The sequence below is a fragment of the Anabaena sp. PCC 7108 genome, from assembly GCF_000332135.1.
Taxonomy (GTDB): Bacteria; Cyanobacteriota; Cyanobacteriia; order Cyanobacteriales; family Nostocaceae; genus Anabaena.
The window spans coordinates 214,657-233,471 of the sequence record NZ_KB235896.1; the positions used below are offsets into that span (position 1 = coordinate 214,657).

At 38.3% G+C, this 18,815-nt stretch carries 14 protein-coding genes; 5 read left to right on the forward strand and 9 right to left on the reverse strand.

The annotated features are described in order from the left end of the window. Positions 1 to 16: 16 nt before the first annotated feature. Both ANA7108_RS0101720 and namA read left to right on the forward strand, forming a co-directional pair. A complete protein-coding gene (locus ANA7108_RS0101720) occupies positions 17 to 280 on the forward strand; it encodes a hypothetical protein (RefSeq protein ID WP_026103932.1) in 264 nt (87 codons plus the stop codon). 592 nt (positions 281 to 872) lie between these two features. Beyond that, complete coding sequence (namA, locus tag ANA7108_RS0101725; RefSeq protein WP_016949030.1) at positions 873 to 1,937, forward strand: NADPH dehydrogenase NamA; 1,065 nt, start codon at positions 873 to 875, stop codon at positions 1,935 to 1,937. 100 nt (positions 1,938 to 2,037) lie between these two features. Here the strand turns inward: namA and ANA7108_RS0101730 are convergent, their stop codons facing one another. Then, positions 2,038 to 3,177, reverse strand: coding sequence for a glycosyltransferase family 4 protein (locus ANA7108_RS0101730; RefSeq protein ID WP_016949031.1), 1,140 nt, complete (start codon positions 3,175 to 3,177; stop codon positions 2,038 to 2,040). Positions 3,178 to 3,242: 65 nt separating this feature from the next. Then, positions 3,243 to 4,415 (reverse strand): glycosyltransferase family 4 protein, encoded by a 1,173-nt coding sequence (locus ANA7108_RS0101735; RefSeq protein WP_016949032.1) that lies wholly within the window; start codon positions 4,413 to 4,415, stop codon positions 3,243 to 3,245. 717 nt (positions 4,416 to 5,132) lie between these two features. Between ANA7108_RS0101735 and ANA7108_RS0101740 the strand changes: the two genes are divergently transcribed. From ANA7108_RS0101740 to ANA7108_RS0101750, 3 genes are all read left to right on the forward strand, one after another. Further along, entirely contained in the window at positions 5,133 to 7,358 is a 2,226-nt protein-coding gene (locus ANA7108_RS0101740) for a hypothetical protein (protein WP_016949033.1), read from the forward strand. Between the two features lie 1,157 nt (positions 7,359 to 8,515). Next, positions 8,516 to 9,301 (forward strand): PIG-L deacetylase family protein, encoded by a 786-nt coding sequence (locus ANA7108_RS0101745; protein WP_016949034.1) that lies wholly within the window; start codon positions 8,516 to 8,518, stop codon positions 9,299 to 9,301. Between the two features lie 102 nt (positions 9,302 to 9,403). After that, positions 9,404 to 10,513, forward strand: coding sequence for a glycosyltransferase family 4 protein (locus ANA7108_RS0101750; protein WP_016949035.1), 1,110 nt, complete (start codon positions 9,404 to 9,406; stop codon positions 10,511 to 10,513). Positions 10,514 to 10,644: 131 nt separating this feature from the next. Here the strand turns inward: ANA7108_RS0101750 and ANA7108_RS0101755 are convergent, their stop codons facing one another. From ANA7108_RS0101755 to ANA7108_RS0101790, 7 genes are all read right to left on the reverse strand, one after another. Continuing rightward, positions 10,645 to 11,526: an aspartoacylase gene (locus ANA7108_RS0101755; RefSeq protein WP_016949036.1), complete on the reverse strand. Its 882-nt coding sequence runs from the start codon at positions 11,524 to 11,526 to the stop codon at positions 10,645 to 10,647. Positions 11,527 to 11,798: 272 nt separating this feature from the next. After that, complete coding sequence (locus tag ANA7108_RS0101760) at positions 11,799 to 12,947, reverse strand: glycosyltransferase family 4 protein (protein WP_016949037.1); 1,149 nt, start codon at positions 12,945 to 12,947, stop codon at positions 11,799 to 11,801. 3 nt (positions 12,948 to 12,950) lie between these two features. After that, on the reverse strand, positions 12,951 to 14,384 hold the full coding sequence (locus tag ANA7108_RS0101765; protein ID WP_016949038.1) for a hypothetical protein: 1,434 nt from the start codon (positions 14,382 to 14,384) through the stop codon (positions 12,951 to 12,953). A 171-nt stretch (positions 14,385 to 14,555) separates the two neighbouring features. Beyond that, the gene (locus ANA7108_RS0101775; RefSeq protein ID WP_016949040.1) at positions 14,556 to 15,497 is read right to left on the reverse strand and encodes a glycosyltransferase family 2 protein; all 942 of its coding nucleotides are present in this window, start codon (positions 15,495 to 15,497) and stop codon (positions 14,556 to 14,558) included. Next, on the reverse strand, positions 15,415 to 16,617 hold the full coding sequence (locus tag ANA7108_RS0101780; protein ID WP_016949041.1) for a glycosyltransferase family 4 protein: 1,203 nt from the start codon (positions 16,615 to 16,617) through the stop codon (positions 15,415 to 15,417). The genes ANA7108_RS0101775 and ANA7108_RS0101780 overlap by 83 nt, the downstream gene beginning before the upstream one ends. A gap of 32 nt (positions 16,618 to 16,649) precedes the next feature. Then, a complete protein-coding gene (locus tag ANA7108_RS0101785; protein WP_016949042.1) occupies positions 16,650 to 17,645 on the reverse strand; it encodes a glycosyltransferase family 2 protein in 996 nt (331 codons plus the stop codon). Positions 17,646 to 17,677: 32 nt separating this feature from the next. Continuing rightward, on the reverse strand, positions 17,678 to 18,805 hold the full coding sequence (locus tag ANA7108_RS0101790) for a glycosyltransferase family 4 protein (RefSeq protein ID WP_016949043.1): 1,128 nt from the start codon (positions 18,803 to 18,805) through the stop codon (positions 17,678 to 17,680). Positions 18,806 to 18,815: the final 10 nt, after the last annotated feature.

The window sequence follows — 18,815 nt, forward strand, 5'->3', positions numbered from 1 at the left end:
TTAAAGGACTATACCTATGATGAAGCATTATATTCTCAGCCTCAACCCAACTGCCAAGCATGAATGGGATCGTTGTATTTTACGTGATCCTCTCACTGCAAAACGTCCAGATATAGCTAAATTAATTTCCGAAGCCGTAGGTGCAGATACAGGCAATTATTTAGTAAGTGTAAATATTGAAGTCACAGTATTAGAACAAGCATCAGCATCACCAGCAGAACAACTTTCACTACCATTTCCAGAAGTCAACCTCCCATCACAACTTCGCGAAGCAGCTTAAAAAGGATGCAATATTTGAGGGTGCAAACTATGCGCCCCTATAAGTACTAGGACAGAATTAATTACACAATGTCATTGCGAATGGAACGCAGTGGAATGACGCAATCGCAAGGGCTGGGATTGCTTCGCTTCGCTCGCAATGACTGTAAATATTTTTGTCCAATTACTTAGTCTTTATAAAAACTAGGACTTACGCACTGTACAAATTAATCATGGTATGATTTCTACGAAAATAGGTCGTTTTAGGCTTTGATTAATGATTACTTTGATGGTAAATATATCTGTGCTGTAAGGGTTTAGCATTGCTAAACCCCTACGACATATCGGTTTTTTTATAATTCATATTTTGTATTTTCCGTCAATGCGTAAGTCCTAAAAACTTGTTTATGTCATTTTTCTCCAACCACTGGGAAAATAGTTGATATTTTAATTACTACTACGCTTGATTTAATTAATCCCCAACATTTGTACCTCATAAACCTGCAATTCGCTGTAAAACTTTTGTGGTACTGGCATCTTGTCTGTTCAAATCATGTAGATTAAATAGACAATAGCTTCATCCTCATTTACGTATCTGCGAAGGACATTCAACCATGCCACATTTATTTGAACCATTGAATCAACGCAGTGTTACCTTTAGTAATCGCATTGCAGTTTCTCCCATGTGTCAATATTCCAGCGAAAATGGGTTCGCTAATGATTGGCATTTTATTCACCTTGTGAGTCGTGCCGTGGGAGGTGCAGGACTTGTAATTACTGAAGCAGCGGCAGTTGAAGCCCCAGGAAGAATCACGCCGCAAGATTTGGGAATTTGGGAAGATGCCCACATTGAAATGCTGGCAAGAATTGTAGAGTCGCTTCATCGTCATGGATCTGTGGCAGGAATTCAGCTTGCCCATGCAGGACGAAAAGCTAGTACAGCCACTCCTGGGGATGGTGATGGAGTGCTTTGGGAATCTGAAGGGGGATGGAGAGCGATCGCTCCCAGTGCTATTCCATTTGAGTCAGAAAGTCCTACTCCCAAAGCATTGAGTATCGAAGAAATTCAAAACCTGATCGAATCATTTGTGAATGCTGCTCGACGTTCTCTAGAAGCAGGATTCGACGTGATTGAAATTCACTCGGCTCACGGTTATCTATTGCATGAATTTCTCTCTCCACTAAGCAATCAACGGACGGATGAATACGGTGGTAGTTTTGAAAATCGCATCCGGTTTTTATGTGAAGTTGTTCAAGCCGTAAGAAATATTTTACCGGATCAAACTCCGCTTTGGGTGCGTATTTCTGCAACTGATTGGGTTAGTAATGGCTGGGATATTGAACAAAGTATTGCTCTTTGCAGTAAATTAAAATCACTGGGTGTTGATTTAATTGATTGCTCCTCAGGTGGAATTGTCCCTGGTGAAAAAATTCCCGTTGGTGCTGGTTATCAAACATCATTTAGCGATCGCATTCGCCGCGAAGCCAAAATTGCTACTGGTGCTGTTGGCATGATTACAGCACCCGAACAAGCGGATCATATCATTCGTACAGGTCAAGCAGACATAGTGTTAATCGGTAGAGAGATGTTGCGTGATCCTTACTGGGCAAGGCGGGCAGCCAAGCAACTGCGCCAATCCGTATCGGTTCCGATTCAGTACGATCGCGCCTGGAAGTAAGTATATCTGCAATGAATCTATTAGACATCTGGTGGAAAAGAATGTAGAGACGTTCCATGGAACGTCTCTATAAGGGTTAGAACCCTTTATCTGATGCCAATTAAAATAATGATTGCAGTAACTTTTGAATTTGCTGATTAATAATCTTCACATCAAAACGTTCACTAGCATTAGTTCTAGCATAATTGGCGATAGTTGCAATTTTCTCTGGTTCCTGAACGCAGGTATTAATCACTTGTGCTAATTCTTGAGATTCTCCTGGTGTGACTAAAAAACCATTAATTCCATCTTCCACCAATTCCATTGCACCGCCGGCTTTAGCAGCAATCACAGGTTTACCACACAGCATCCCTTCCACAATCACTCTTCCAAAAGGTTCTGGTGCAGTGGAAGTATGTGCCACTACATCACACATTGCCATTAATTGGGGAATATCTGAGCGAAATCCTAAAAACTTCACCCGATTTTCTAAACCTAGTGCGGCAACTTTTTGGTGTAAATCTTGTACATAATCTTGTTCACCAAATAAAGCATCACCAACAAGAACTGCTATCACATTTTCCGGACATTCAACAAGTGCATTAATTAAAATATGCTGTCCTTTCCAGGGAGAAAGACGGCTAAAATGTCCAACCACAAATTTATCTTCTATTCCTAATTCTTGTTTTAAATTTTTAATCTCAGTTTCACAAGTTTGATAATTATCCGATTCAAAACCATTATAAACTACTTCAATAATATTGGGTTTACCTCCTGCTTCTAAAAATGCAGTTTTACTAGCTTCAGAATTAGCGATTACCAATGAAGAGAACCGATTAACTAAAGTAACAGCAACCCGCAGATTAGTTTTGCTAAAGTGTTCTGCAGAAAGAATATCATGTAAATGATAAACCAAAGGACGACGAGCGAAAAAACTCGCTATTGCACCTACAACTAAAGCCTTTTGAGTATTAGCGTAAATTAAATCATATTCTCTGGCACGTTGAACAACCTTATAAATGAGAGGAGTGAGTTGTCCCACACTACCTAAAGCTTGTAACAAACTGCTTTGTTTACGAACATTAATAACTTGAGTCGCTAAAACTTCAACAGGAATTTGATTCTTTTCTAGTAACTTCCTAAAATCACCATCTGCAAATAAACCAACCAAGGAGCTTTTTTGATAGGATTTAGCAATATCAATTAAACATAATTCTGCACCACCTGGTTTTCCACTTTGATCTAAAAAAAGAATCTTCATGTCATCTCCAAAATCTTTGCATCTGTATTTACCTGTGGTGAATGTTTTTATTAAAATTTATCAACTTAAGCCAAAAGCACCTGCCGCACCTTTTGAGCAATATTAGTCCAGTCGTAATTTGTAGTTGTGTAAGCACGACATTCTTCTCGAGAAGGTAAATAAATTTTACCTAATAGTGCTTGTTCTATTTTTTCAGAAATGCTTTCAACAGTAGTAGAATTAGTAATTAAATCCGGTGAAAATCCCTGTACAATTTCTGGCATACCTCCCACAGGAGTACAGATAACAGGAGTACCACAAGCTAAAGATTCAAGAATAGCTAATCCAAACCCTTCAAAAGATTGACTAGGCATAATAGTTAAATCAGCCGCTTGGTAAGCAATTGGTAACTCTTTCTCTGGTAAAAAACCTAAAAATTTAACGTTGTTTTCTAGTCCTAATTCTATAGCTTGTTGTTGAAGTAATTCTTGGATATGACCACGGCCAGCTATAGCTAACCAAATATCAGGAATATTGGGTTTAATTATGGCTATAGCTTCTAGTAATTTATCAATTCCCATGCGATTAACTAAGCGACGGGAAGTGAATAATATTTGCTGACTACTGGGCCAACCTAGTTGTTTTCTTGCATCTTGACGTGATAAATTTGCTTGAAAGTGATTAATATCAACTCCACCAGGAATGATGTGAATTTTGTTCCAAGGAATTTGGTATTTTTGATGTAAAATGTGACCAAAAGCTTTACTAAGAACAATAAAACGATCACATCTATTATAAGTATTTTTTTCTATCAACTGCTGCTTTAGCCAAATACTTAGTTTCTTATTTACTACTTCCTCCTGACTTTCGGAAGCCCAAGGTCCATGAAAATTAAAAGTAATTGGTACTCCCTTAGGTAAAATATCTAAAATTGGAAAACTATATAATGCGAAATGCAAATTTATTGCATCAGGTTTACCTAATCTTGTTTTCTTAAATTTATTACGAATTGACCAAAACCGTTGCGAAATAGAACTATCTGGGGAAGCTAAATTAGTTAACTTAATAGGTGTATCTTTTTCATCCATTGGTAAACCTACACCACATAATTCTACTTGGTCTTTATGTGCTGCTAATTTATGAGTTAGTTCATAAATATACCTTTCCAAACCTCCAGGGGTTTTAGGAAACCAACCTGTTCCCAATGTTAAAATAGATGCAGATGATGCTGATTTACAATTTTTTTGATTATCTTCCACCTATTTATCTCCTCGGATGAATTAAGTTTGCTTTGGTGTGGTTACACGCTCAAGTTCACTTTTTTCTATTCAGCCATTAGTTAGTATTGCTAATTTTGAGAGTAGGTAACTCTCTATACAATGCTTAAAAGTCCAGCTAAATTAGATACAAGTTAATTACTAGAAATGTTAAAAAACTCTAGTCAAGAATTAGATAATAATATCCTTATATATTCTGTATTTAGACATTTAAAACAGGACACTTTTTTTATAAACTATTTTTAGCTACCTGTCAACTAATAAATTACCCAATGTTTTCTGATTAACTCAGAACTATTACTAGAGACAAATATATTACTTAATTCTTGTTTAGATAAAATGATTAATGGATAAGCTTTTCCGCCGCATATTTTTTATAAGCTACAACTTATTTTCATTTGTTAATGTATTAAAATTTGCTGTTATTTGTACAGATAATACATTCATCTAAGTAAAAAACGAGTGAGTATAATTGTAATGTAAAAAAAGCATATTTTATTGATAAAGTTTTGATGAAAGTAGCTGATAAACACTATTTACTTGTTAATTTATATATGTGTTCCCATGATCAATATAAACAAATTAGGTTAAAAATCACTTTCTTTAGATATGGAGAGATAAGTAAATATTCACAAATATATTAATAGTAACTAGCCAACTTTTGTATTAAAAGTCCCCATTCTCATTTAAAGTATTTGTATGAAAAATCGATTATTATCACATTTCCATGAAAATCGCCAAAAAATTAATCCCTTCATCAATAAATTGATTCATAAACGATCTTGGTTAACAAAAAAAGCTTTCAAAATTTTACTCTGTCTAACCTGTGGATTCATGGTGACATTCCTAGGAATGACAATGGACTTGGCTATGACCAAAAGTAATAAGACTCCAGCCACACTTACCTATAAAACCTCTTGGCTTGGTAATACCTTTGGTAAAGGAAAATTACAGGTACAAAATAATATAGAGGCAATGTATGTAACAGCAAATGGGGAGATTTATACTAACAGTCTCTGGGATGAAGCAGGAATAGAAGCAGGAATATATAAAGATGGTAAAGTAATTGCTGCTCTTGAAGACACTCACGGCTGGAATCGTCTTGGTGGTAAAGCAGTAATAGTCAATAGTAAATATATTTACATTGCGATGAGTCAAGGTGGGATGAATAATCGAAAAGAAGATTATCCTCCCGAAGGTACAACTTGGTATTGCGTCAGACGCTATGATTTAGCTGGAAAACCTGCACCTTTTCCTGGAGGAAGAGGCTGGGATAAAAGTATGTTAATTACCAGTAATAAAAGCGAAGTTACTGGTTTAGCAATTGTAGATAATAAGTTATTTGTTAGCAATGAGGCTGCTAACATAGTTCGTATTTTCAATACTGACACAATGCAGGAAATAGGCAGCTTTCCTGTTACTAATCCGGGTAAAATAGCTATTGATACACAAGAAAATTTGTGGATTATTCAAAATCAAAAAGGTAGCACCACTGGCAAAATCGTCCATTATTCGCAGACAGGTAAAAAGCTACCAGAACAAATTGTAGATGTTGTGGAACCAACAGCAATTGCTACTGATAATCAAAGTAGATTATTAGTTGCAGAAAATGGAGTCCGTCAACAAATCCTAATTTACAACATTAAAAAACAGCCTGTACAAGTAGGAACTTTTGGCAATAAAAATGGTATTTATGGTGATATACCTGGAGAAGTTAAAAGTTTAAAATTGTATGGAATTACAGGAGTTGGTACAGATGCTACAGGCAATATCTATATCAATAACAATGGTTTTAATAAATCAGGTACAGATTTAAGAAAATTTTCCTCATCTGGAAAACAACAATGGCAATTACTAGGCTTAATATTTGTAGATAATGCCGATACTGACCCCAAAAGTGATGGTGTAAATGTCTTCACTAAGCAAGAAGAATACTTGATGGATTACAGTAAACCTGCTGGTCAACAGTGGACTTATAAAGCCTATACAGTTAATCCTTTCAAATATCCTCAAGACCCACGCTTGCATACATCTCCAGATGGTACATTTATGCGACGTATCCAAGGGAAGCCGTTTTTATTCCTCACAGATATGTATGGCAGCTTTCTACAAATTTATCGTTTTCAACCAACTACAGACGGTAAAATTGCTATCCCTGCGGGACTGTTTGTTAATACTAATGAAAGTGGTAAATCCATTACTGGTAATTGGCCTCCCTATCAACCAGCTAAAGGAGAATGGATTTGGCGGGATAGTAATGGTAATGGTGCATTTGAGCAAAATGAGTATGACAGCAGCCAAGATTATCCCTACACAGGTGGTTGGTGGGTAGATAGCAAAGGTGACGTTTGGAAAACCTTGCGAACTGAAGATGGTATTCGCCATTATCCTTTACAGGGTTTAGATAGCAAAGGGAATCCCATCTACACCTATAGTTCCATGAAAAGGGAAAAAACTCCCAACCTGTTTAAGGATTTGCGGCGCATTGAATATTTTCCCCAAACAGATACTATGTACTTGTCAGGCTTTACCGCAGAACATCCCGCAGTTGGTGATGATACCGGAGTGGTGGGATCAGAAATTGTCCGCTTTGATAATTGGAGTCAAGGAAATCGCAGACCTAAATGGCGAACCGTTGTTCCTTATGACACCACTGGTAAGCGAGAAGTTTCTACCGCAGCTATGAGTATAGCCGGAGATTATGTATTTGCGGTGACAGTGAAAACCGCACAGGTGTATGTCTACAAAGCCAATACAGGCAAAATGGTACATACATTTAGTCCGGGACCGGAAGTTGGTGGAGAAAGTGGTTGGATTGATATACCCTATGGTATCCGGGCTTTTCGCCGTTCTAATGGTGAATATCTAGTGTTTGTGGAAGAAAATTGGAAAGGAAAGGTGATTATTTATCATTTACCAATTTGATAAATATTAGTTTTTTCATTGGTATCTAGGTTTTATCATCGGTTGGTGTCCTGACTGCCCTATCTGTTGCTATATATGGAAATATCTCGCATTCAGAGGGAACAGGAAGCAACTCTTAACAGGAAAAACTCATGTTTAAAAACATGAGATTGAAATAATGACACTGTTTTTTTGGTGCTACGTATCTCAAAAAACATCCTTTTTTTGACTGAGCTTTAAACTCTTAAACTTTAGTTTCTTATCTGTTCCCTGTTAAGAGTTCCCTGTTCCCTTTTTTTGTAATTTAGAAGCACAGATGTCGAGACTGAATTGATATTATCAAATATCATCTTTTAGAAAATGTTTTAAAAGTTTTTAATCTATAAATAAACCCCTCTCCAAACCCCGCATCGGGGAGAGGCTTTGAAACCCCCATTCCAGCTAACAAAAGTTGTTCCGCTCCCCTTGTAGGGGAGGGTCAGGGAGGGGTAGGGGGCGTTGCATAATTGCGGAATGATTTGAGAATCTGCATCAATATATAATCACCGCGTCTGGAGTGTCCCCGCGTCCCCGCGTCAGCCTCAATCATCCCATTATTCAGCAACGCCGGGTAGGGAAGCAGGGGAGTTAGGTTCTTGGAAATTATTGGTTTCATCTAATACTTTTCAAACAACCTCTTAGACATTTTTTTTGCATAAGTATATCTTAATACTGTTAAGTTAAGGATAATTTTAGGTTGGATAGAGCGACAGCGAAACCCAACACAGTCCTGAAGATGTTGGATTATGCCTACGGCAAACTACACAACCTATGAAATTTAATAGTCGTAATTCTAACTTTATCTATTTAAATATATCTGTTGATATACCCATAAAAAGTTTTTTAATTGAGATATTTAATGCCAAAAAAATCTCCGTGTCTTTTATTAATTTATTGATCACCTAACATCTTTCTCAAGTCTGATTTTCTCTTTATATTTTCACTGTAAGTTCACACAAAAAATAAATAGGATTAGTTGTAGTTAATTATGATAAAAATAATTATCGGTTGCTGAATTAAAAGATATTTTTTAAGTCTTGTCAGAACAACTAGATTCTGATATATCTAAGTCCTACAAGTATTATATTTTCAGCAATTAAATAAGCATTATATTTCTATATACCACTGGAGCAGAAAAAATGAATCATAAAAACAGCCTCATCAAATTAGAAAAGATAATTCCCAAGAACTTAATAAATCAAATCCAATATATTCATGCCAGTTTACTCTCCCGGTGGATTTTGAATTGGGGAAGTCAACCACTAATATTTAACCAAAAAGCCGCAATGGTTTTTTCTCCCCATCAAGATGATGAAACATTAGGATGTGGCGGAATGATTGCCAGAAAGAGGGAACAGGGTATACCAGTAGTTGTAACTTTTCTAACAGATGGAAGAGGTTCTCATGGCTTAGATCCACATATTCAAAATCAAATTATCAATATTCGCAAACAGGAATCACTGACGGCATTAAATATTTTGGGAGTGAAGCCTTCAGAAATTCACTTTTTAGATAAGGAAGATGGAACTTTGAAAGATTTAAAAATAGAAGAAAAACAACAGCTAATTTTCCGGATTTGTGAATTGCTTCAGCGTTATCAACCAGGAGAAGTTTATGTACCTCATCATAAAGATTGTCACAGAGATCATGAAGTTACTTATGAACTAGTTAAAGAAGCAATTTCCCAATCAGGAATTACAGTAGAATTACTAGAATATCCCATTTGGGTATTCTGGAGAGCGCCATTATTTATCCTCTTAAACTTACAGGATATTGCCTTTGCTTATCGACTATCAATTACATCAGTGCAAGATAAAAAAACTAGAGCCATTGCGGCATATCATTCTCAACTTGAAATGTTGCCTCGTGGCTTTATTCAGCGATTTTTAAATTCAGAAGAAATATTCTTTAAGGCAGATTTTTAGTGTTTGAGCATTTATCTAAAATTTGATTAAATCAAGGTGAAATCTCTACCGGTAAGCATCGTTATATTTGAGCCAAATAATGACCGTGGAGATAATTTATAAATGCGAATCCTTCATATCACCAATCATGTACAAAAAATTGGTAACGGCATTGTCAATGTAGCTGTAGACTTAGCCTGTTTACAAGCAAAAAAAGGTTTTCATGTAGCTGTCGCCTCATGTGGCGGAGAATATGAAGAATTATTAACCGAACATGGTGTTAGCCACTTTCAACTAGATCAATCAAGAACGCCATTAAACATGATTAAAGCATCTTGGCGTTATCGAGAAATTATCAAAGAATTTCAACCAGATATTGTTCATGCCCATATGATGACAGGAGTTGTATTGGCAGGAATTCTGAGAAATAGTGGTAAATATAGTTTAGTTTCTACCGTACATAATGAATTTCAACGTAGTGCAGTTTTAATGGGATTAGCAGATCGGGTAATTGCAGTTAGTCATGCAGTAGCTGATTCAATGATCCGACGTGGTATCTCAGCTAAAAAATTACGCGTGGTTGCTAATGGTACATTAAGTAGTCCTCGACATAAGAAAATTCAAGACTACCAACCGCTACCACTACATCATCCAACTATTACTACTGTAGCTGGGATGTATACTCGGAAAGGGATTAGTGAATTAATTGAGGCATTCAGCATTATTGGGAAAGATTTTCCCCAAGCACATTTATATTTAGTAGGAGAAGGTCCAGATCGGTCTATATTTGAGGCTATGGCACAAAGTACAGCTTTTGCTAATCGCATCCATTTTGAAGGTTTTCAACCAGAACCGCAAGGCTATATGTTAGCAACAGATATCTTTGTGCTTGCTTCACATTGTGAATCCTTTGGGTTAGTGCTGACAGAGGCAAGAGAAGCCGGTTGTGCAATTGTAGCCAGCGATGTAGATGGTATTCCTGAGACTTTGGATCATCGTCAAGCTGGTTTATTAGTACCACCTAAAGATAGCCAAACCTTAGCTAGTACTTTGGTGCAATTACTCAGCAATCCTGAACTAATAAACAAGTGGAAATTTCGCGCTCAACAGAATTTAGAGCGTTTCAAAGTAGAGCGAGTAAATGAAGAAACAGTGGCGATATACCGAGAATTAATCAGACAATATGATGTCCCCAAAATCATGAGAACAAGGGAATTAGTTGTAGGTAAATAGATGAGCAGATAAAAAATTGTTGCCAAAATAAATCGTGAATGTTGGGTTATGAAGTGGTTTGGGTGATTTATTAGTTAATAACCACGTCTAACCCAACCTATCAGGTTTTAAAAACATCTGCAAGAAAGCTTTCATGGAATATGAATCGATTCCTTTTTGCTCAGATGCATGGCAATTCCTTTCTCGTAATAAGCGGCTTCATTAACAAAGACAGGATAAACGGTAGACTCTCCTTCATAGCAAATATCTTTGCCTGTAAAAGTTAGGAAGATAGGATCACCTGGATGCAAAGGTTCATAGTCTTGAAACTGAAGTTTGGGGTGAATCATTGCGACAATTTCCCCATTTTCATTTCTAGGGTAATCGACAGAACCAAGAGATTTATAAAGTGTCAACTTGTTATGATTTAGGTGAGTTTGTCCTTGGTTACATTCTTCAAAATATTGTAAGATTGTATATATAAGCTGTTCTGTTTGTTGGAATAGTTCAGCATCCAAAATACCCTGGGCTACAGCACCAACTTCTATTGCAAAACCCAATTGGCATAAAGAACGGAGGAAACCATTACCTCTGGGTTGCTGGTGACTGTAAACTTTTACTAAAGGATTAATCGAACTCAAATTAGCTGCTAACTGAAGTAAAAACGGATGCATATTACCAAGAATAATACATAATCCCATGTTGGCAGTAGTGGTATGCAAATCAATAATTACATCTACAGGTTCTTGGTTTTGTGGTTGCAATATTTGTTGAATTTCTTTAGCCCGCAATTCTTCGTAAGTAAAGGAGGTAGGAGCTTGGAAATTGTCGATAGTAAAGCAACGATTCAAATCTTTATCAATATATCTTCTCCTCGCAGCAATCGCTTGAGGATTACCTAGTAATGCTAAAGTTTCAAAACTATGTTTATTAATTAAATTTGGATATTTCTGAAACTTTTTAACTAGGTAAACTCCTGTTAACTCATTACCATGACTTCCGCCAACAATTGCCACCCGGTTGATTTGATTCATAAGTGCCTCATGTATAAAATATTATAATAATAATAGCGGAAATTGTCTGCCAGCTTTAATTTATAGGACACATGAAATGTTAGTACCGCAAGGCAGAATTAGATCGTGTTCAGTTAAAGACTGATCAATAGGGAACAGCGCTGAGAGTTTTTTTTGATAAATAACTAAGTAAAGATGATATTAAAACTTAAAATGCCAGTTTCTTGAATTAATATAGAGACGCTGTACGCAACGTCTCTAGATAGTTTCGTATTTTTTTGATTGTATTACCCTTATGATGTGATTCTTTTGGGCATTTTTTCTAAAACAGTTGGCATTTGTGAGCGAATCACATTAATCAAATTTTGAGCATAACGTTGTGTAGAAAATTGGAGGGCGCGTTGCCGTGCTGCTAATCCTACACTATGGGATAGGTCTGGGTTGTCAAGATATTGAAGAATAGCTTGGGCTAATGCATCTTGATCAGCGTAAGGTGTTAACAATCCATTGACAGCGTCGGTGATAATCTCCGTTGGTCCGCCAGCATTGCCAGCAATAACCGGTTTACCTAAAGCCATAGCTTCGATAATCACAATCCCAAATGGCTCTTGATCAGAAGCATGAACAAATATATCCATTGCTTGTACCCATTCAGGAATATTACGCTGTAACCCGGCCATAATTATGCGATCGCATAACCCTAAATCAGTTATTTGTTTTTTTAAGAAATCCTCATAGTCTGGTTCCAAATCGTGTTTACCACCGACGATCACACAATTAGCATCAGGATATTTTTGCAAAACTTGGGGCATAGCTTGCACTAGTACGTGCATTCCCTTCCATCTCTGCAAACGTCCGACAATGCCAATTAAAGGACCATGCAATGGTAAACCGAGCTTTTGGCGTGCTTCTGCTGGAGTGGGTAACACAGTAGGCTCAAATCGATCCAGGGCGACACCAGGGTAAACTAAGGGTGTGGGTCTGTGAGGCCAAATCTGTGACTGTGCTTTTTGTCCATCTTGGCAGAGGGTGATAATTGCCTTAGCAGGGATTAAAGTAGCAAGACGCACTAACCAGGTTTTATCACTAGGTACTTCTAGCTGATACCACAAAGCAGGCAACCCCGCTAACATAGCCGCCAGTCCCCCAGTGATGTGGGTGATCCACATCCAATTGAGAATCATGTCTGCGCCTTCACGGCGGGCGATCGCAGCTATCCGAACAATAGTCGCAATCAAACGATGGACTTGACGCAAACGACCGCTTTCGATAACTCTGGTATCAATGCCCAGGTTTCTCACTTGTTCCACCATTGGACCATCTTCTAAGAAGATTGCCAACCATTCTACATGAGCATTACGCCCTTGCTGCATCAAATCCCAAAACATCATTTCACCGCCGCCTCTTTGCTCGGCTAACGGCATGATCACAACTACTTTCATAATTTAAACCTTAATTCCTTGATGTTGATAATATTTATGTCCTGCCATTGCCATAGCAAAAAATCCCCAAAGAATCATCCCAGCTACACTCAACATTCCGCTGCCAATAATTAGTTGGGAACAGGAAGCGATCGCAATGGCGCGGGCAGTACTCAGAAAACTATCAAACCGAGCTTCACCATAATTGATCACACTAAAAATCATCAAGATCAGCGCACCCAGATAAGGAATAGCGCCAAACCAACCCAAGGTGAAAAACATATCTAAAATGCCGCTATCAATGACAACTACTTCTATTTGTCCGGTTTTTTCATTCACCTTCCAGGTATTTCCTAAGCCATTACCCAAACCATTAGAAAGGGCTAAACCCAGGTTTCTGTCATAGCTGCCTGATCTATCTTTAAAGCTGCCATCTTCTTGCAAATTAGAAAAACTTTCTAATCGAGCCGTAACCACCTTAGAAATTGGCTCAATACTGATTAATGGCACAACACACATTGCCATCACTAAAATTATGGTAATTAATCGCATTTGCACCCGCGTCTTGGCTGAAGACATAATCATAATTACCCCGAATAACCAACCTATCCAGTTAGTACGGGCTTGTGCCAACAAAAACGATAAATAACCAACAGCGGAAGCAGGAAAAATTAATTTTCCCGAATTGGTAAATAACAGCAGCAAACCAGTTTGCATGACTGCACCAAATGGTCCAACTGAGTGCAGTGTACTCCACACGCGCATCCCAAAAGGTACAGGATCTCCCGAACTGGTAAACAATTTTGATTCAATTAGCCAGTACCTGTCCCACTCTGGTGCTACCACAAATTGGTATATACCGTAAGTGCCAACGATTAACACACACCAGAGAAATACGCGTTGAATGTTCTGACGATAACTTGGATAATCTCGCCAGTTCATAAATATGTGAAAACCAAAAATAATTGGACAAAGCCAGTCCAATAAACCCCGTGCTACGGGAATGGGTGAGTTATAAATCAGTCCCACGAGAAAGGCATATAACACCCCAAAAAACCCCAAAATAAAAGGTAAGCCGCCTTGGCGACAAGCGCTAGGAAGATAGCGTAATAAAGTTATTATGGTAACAAACACCACTAAATACGGTGCTATAAGTATTTGACGGGTGGGGTCCCAACCAATTCTATAGTCAACTAAGCGAGCAAATAAGGGGGTGAGAAACCAAATCCACCAAGTAAAACCAATGTAGAGAATGGGATGGCGCAAGTATAAAAATAATGCTACCAGCAAAGATGTTGCCGGAAACACCAGGCGCAACATAGAAGCAGCACCAGCAAAATAGCAAGTAATTGTCAAGAGTATGAAGCCCAGAATTACCGTCCAAGCCTGTGCTGATCGCTCTTGAGGAGAAAAATTTTCTTTTAAAGTACTATTGAAAAGTATTTGTTTGGAAATCACTGTATTAGGTGGTAATTGATAATTGGTAATTGGTCATGGGTGAAAGTTGTTCTAATAGACCTGTCCGACTAATCACTTATCAAAAAAAATCTCCGCGTCCCCGCGTCCCCACATCTCCGCGTCTCCGTGTCCCCTCGTCTCCGTGTCCCCTCGTCCCCACGTCAGCCTCAATCATCCCCAGTTCCCAATCCCCAGTCCCTGATATGTCTGCCATCCTTGCCAACGCCCACGCCAAGATGCGAGCAACTTTTTACCCACAAGTTCTCTTTGGCTGGGAAAAAGTCGCAGCGATTGGATTAGACCTAAACTATCTCTAGTTCCTACTAATAATGCCCAGAACAAAAAGATCGCCCGACGAATCGGGGGCAAATGCTCTAGTAAAACTAGGGTTTCATTATGAACTAAATTAATTAAGGCTGTTTCATTAAAGTTTCGCCGCTGGTCTTCATCAAAACGTTGGGCTGGATAATGATCTACGGCAACTTGAGGATCATAAATAATTTTCCAACCTGCTCGTTTTAGGGTGAGGGTAAATGCCATTTCAAAATGTACCTGCGCCCCTGTTCCTCGCATCCGCTCATCAAAACGTAATGTTTGAATGGCTTGTTGTCGAAAACTCATGTTTACACCTTTGAGAACATCGACTTCACGAGGTATACCAACACCTAAATGATGATTGCCAATTACACGCCCAAACCACTGTAACCGACCAACTACTGGTCGGGATTCGTCTTCTAGTTTGCTGCCGTGATGTACCCAATCACGCCCACCCACAGCACCAATGCAACTATCTGCGGCAAAGTGGGCAGTAATTTTCTCTAACCAATCTGGGTGGGGTGCAGCATCATCATCAGTAATGGAAACAATATCTCCTTTTACCTCTGCCAGTCCGGCATTGAGGGCGGCAACTACTCCTGATTGTGTGACTGTGACGATTTGCAAAGGTAGGTTTTGGGGGTTGAATTGGTCTAGAAATTGCCAAGTTTCTGTATCTGTATCCCGGACAATAGCGATCGCTTGATCAACAGGTTTAGTTTGTGCCTGTAGCGCCAGAAGGCAGCGCGATAAATCTAGGGGACGGCGATAGGTGGGGATGAGAACTGTGTTCTTCATTCTCAATTAACTCCTCAAATAGATTCAGATATGTTTGCGCCATAGTCATCCAGCTATGTTGTTCAGCTACAGTCCGCGCTTTTACACCCATTTGCTGCATTTGTGACGGTTCACTTAGTAAAGACAATAATGCTGCTGCTAAAGCCTCAATGTCGTCTGAGTTGGGCAAAACGATCCCACATTCTGGTGTCACTAACTCTGCACCTCCGGTTGCGGTGGCAGTAATTACGGGTAGTCCAGAGGAAAGTGCCTCTAACAATACGAGGGTACAGGCTTCGTAACGGGATGGAAACACAAATAAATCCACCGCCCGCATAATATCGGCAATGTCACGGCGATATCCCAGAAAATGCACCCGTTCAGTTAAGCCTAGTTCGGCTGTTAGCTGCGGAAAGGGGCTACCTTCTGTACTTCCTACCACTGCTAAATGTAAATTGGTAACTTTTACCAAGGCTTGCAGTACAGTATCTAAGTTCTTTCTGGGTGTGCGGATGTCTCCAGCAAACAATGCTAACGAGACATTTTCTGGTAAACCTAATTTTTGCCGCCCAGCCTCACCAGGAGCAAATTCTTGCAAGTCAACACCATTCACAATTACCCGAATTGTTGAACGAGGTACACCAATGCTGACTAATTCTTGGGCTACTTTTTCCGATACGGCTACGACGATTTTGGCTTTTTGGAAAGCTCGTTTTTCCCAATAGGAATTTATGGCTGTATAGAGCCATTGGTATAGCCCATAAGCATCTCGACGGTTACGAGAAATATGGACAGGCGATCGCCACCACGAACTATGGACAAAATGTACTGCATTGACATCAGCAGCGCCCATAGTAATAGCACCATTGACTTTAATTAAATCAACTTCTTGACCATGTTTACCCAACCAATCGCTGCTTTTTTTGGCAAATATGAAATTTTTTAGAAATTCCGTAGGATATCCTTTAACGGGGATAGAAACCCAATTTACCAAGCTATTTTTTTCTAGCTCTGGTGATATTTCACTTGCCAATAATGTCAGATGATGACCGCGACGAATCGCTTCTTTAACCACTTCATAGTTTACTCGTCCCTGACCATCACCCTTTTTAATTTTGTGGGTTACAATACAAATTCTCACATATCACCTCATTTTTAAATGAATTGCTAACTCTATGAGTTGGCTATTTCTAGTAATTGATTCGCTAAAGCTTGAGGACTAAAACTGATAGTTAGTGATGCCAGAGTTCGCAAATTAATTTTTTGTGCTTTCATGGCTTTCCAAAGATAAGAACGGGCTTCTACTGTCTGCTTATTTCGCATTAAGCCAATTCCCAAAGTCGTATGAGATTCTAACCATTTTTGTTCAAAGTAAGATTTGAATTCCCGAAGCTGAGGATCTTCCATAAATTGTTGGTAACAAAACAATTCACTTGTAGCCTTACGGATTTTCGCTTGAACATCTCGACCACCACTGAGCATCGTATCACTTTGTTCATGAATACGATATCGCGTCAATTTTTCGGGACAATAATAAACTCCATATCCTGAAATACAAGAAAGGTATGTTAAATACAAATCCCACATACCACCAACTTCAGCAGGAATATTATCCCAATCAATAATATGATTACGAATCACACAAGCAACAGCAGTCCCTATGCTTTTATCTATTAACCCAATTTTATTAAAAGATTTATGCACTCCTTTTTCCAAGGTATCTCGCTTGAAAGCTTTGCTATTTTCAACAGTAGCAGCATGATTAATTATGCTCTGTGAATCTATAATATATTGATCACAAAAAGCCAGAATTACATCAGAGTTTGCTTCTAGAGGTGGTACAAGTTTGGCTAAAAAATCTTCATTCCACATATCATCATCATGAAGACTCGCAACATATTTACCTTGTGCCATTTTGAAAGCACTTAGTTGATTAGCCAACATACCAATATTTTGTTGGTGTCGCCAAAATTTGATGCGTGAATCTTGGAAGGATTCAATCAGAGATTGAGGATTTTCGGGACTACAGTTATCAGAAACGATAATTTCAATATTTTGATAAGTCTGTTGAACCGCGCTAGAGATTGCCTGCTTTAAGTAATCTAGACGATTATAAGTAGGAATGATGACGCTGACTAGAGGTTCGGCTAATTTAGCATTGATAGACATAATTACAATTCGTTATTTTTTCATCTTTAGTCTTAAAAAGATTGAAAATCAGCAATAGTTTTGGTGTAGATTTTTTCTAATCGCTGAATGTGAATATCAAGAGTAAATTCTTGCTCAAACCAATGCCGACCTTGTTCACCCATTAATCGGCTTTTATGATAGTTTGTAGCTAGTTCGTTGATGGCATCTGCCAATTTTTGAATATGATTAGCTGGGATAAGGATTCCTGTTTGACCATCTTGCACATATTCAGGAATTCCGCCAACAGCACTGGCAATTATAGGACGATACCGAGCATAAGCTTCTAAAGTTACTAGACCAGCAGGTTCTGGCCAAAGACTAGGAAAAACTACAGCTAAACAATGTTGATAAAGTGTTTCTAGTTTTTCTTTATGACACCAACCATGCCAAATAATGCGATTGTTCAAACCCATTCTTTCGGCTAATTTTTCCATGTCATTTTTAATCCAACCTTCACCAGCTATATCAAGATGAATGTGAGATTTAGTCTTGGCTAAAGCTTTTAGCAACCATTCAATTCCTTTATCAGGAACAATTCGACCCACAAACAAAATTCGCTGATTTTGATGAATCTCTTTACTTAAAGATGCAGTAGGATATTTAGGCCGTTGTACACCACAATGTAGTGTAACTACTTGATGGGGTGATAACCCATTACTAATAATCTGTTCCCGCACAAAATTACTATTAGCAATTACAGGAATCTTAATTTTTTTGGCAGTATTAAGAAAATTATTACTATTCTGCAAACCCTGAAATATCTTTTGCGGTCTGCGACTACCACAACCATCTACCAAATGTCCCCAAGTACAGCCCAAGGGGTGCATATTGCGATTACATTTTTGTTGGCGATTTGCTAAATATTTTGTGCCACTTGGACAGTAGCTAGAGTGATTATGTAGTGTAAATACTGCTGGACATTCGCCACTTACTTCTGCTAAAAATTCTGGATCATGAAGGTGGAGTAACTTACATTGACCTTGGTCTAAATTTTTGAAAGAATTAATATGGCGATTGCTTACCCCATGAATTGGCGAATTTACCAAAGAAGATATGTAAGTTTCTAATCCACCACCTCCTCTAATATCAGCAGCAGAGCATTGGTAGAGCATCTTTTCGGCTACTAATGTATGATTCATATTGAATTTA

Coding starts and splice junctions, on each gene's coding strand:
- ANA7108_RS0101720 (WP_026103932.1), top strand. CDS start 17: ATGATGAAGCATTATATTCTCAGCCTCAACCCAACTGCCAAGCATGAA.
- namA (WP_016949030.1), top strand. CDS start 873: ATGCCACATTTATTTGAACCATTGAATCAACGCAGTGTTACCTTTAGT.
- ANA7108_RS0101730 (WP_016949031.1), bottom strand. CDS start 3,177: ATGAAGATTCTTTTTTTAGATCAAAGTGGAAAACCAGGTGGTGCAGAA.
- ANA7108_RS0101740 (WP_016949033.1), top strand. CDS start 5,133: ATGAAAAATCGATTATTATCACATTTCCATGAAAATCGCCAAAAAATT.
- ANA7108_RS0101745 (WP_016949034.1), top strand. CDS start 8,516: ATGAATCATAAAAACAGCCTCATCAAATTAGAAAAGATAATTCCCAAG.
- ANA7108_RS0101750 (WP_016949035.1), top strand. CDS start 9,404: ATGCGAATCCTTCATATCACCAATCATGTACAAAAAATTGGTAACGGC.
- ANA7108_RS0101755 (WP_016949036.1), bottom strand. CDS start 11,526: ATGAATCAAATCAACCGGGTGGCAATTGTTGGCGGAAGTCATGGTAAT.
- ANA7108_RS0101760 (WP_016949037.1), bottom strand. CDS start 12,947: ATGAAAGTAGTTGTGATCATGCCGTTAGCCGAGCAAAGAGGCGGCGGT.
- ANA7108_RS0101775 (WP_016949040.1), bottom strand. CDS start 15,497: ATGAAGAACACAGTTCTCATCCCCACCTATCGCCGTCCCCTAGATTTA.
- ANA7108_RS0101785 (WP_016949042.1), bottom strand. CDS start 17,645: ATGTCTATCAATGCTAAATTAGCCGAACCTCTAGTCAGCGTCATCATT.
- ANA7108_RS0101790 (WP_016949043.1), bottom strand. CDS start 18,805: ATGAATCATACATTAGTAGCCGAAAAGATGCTCTACCAATGCTCTGCT.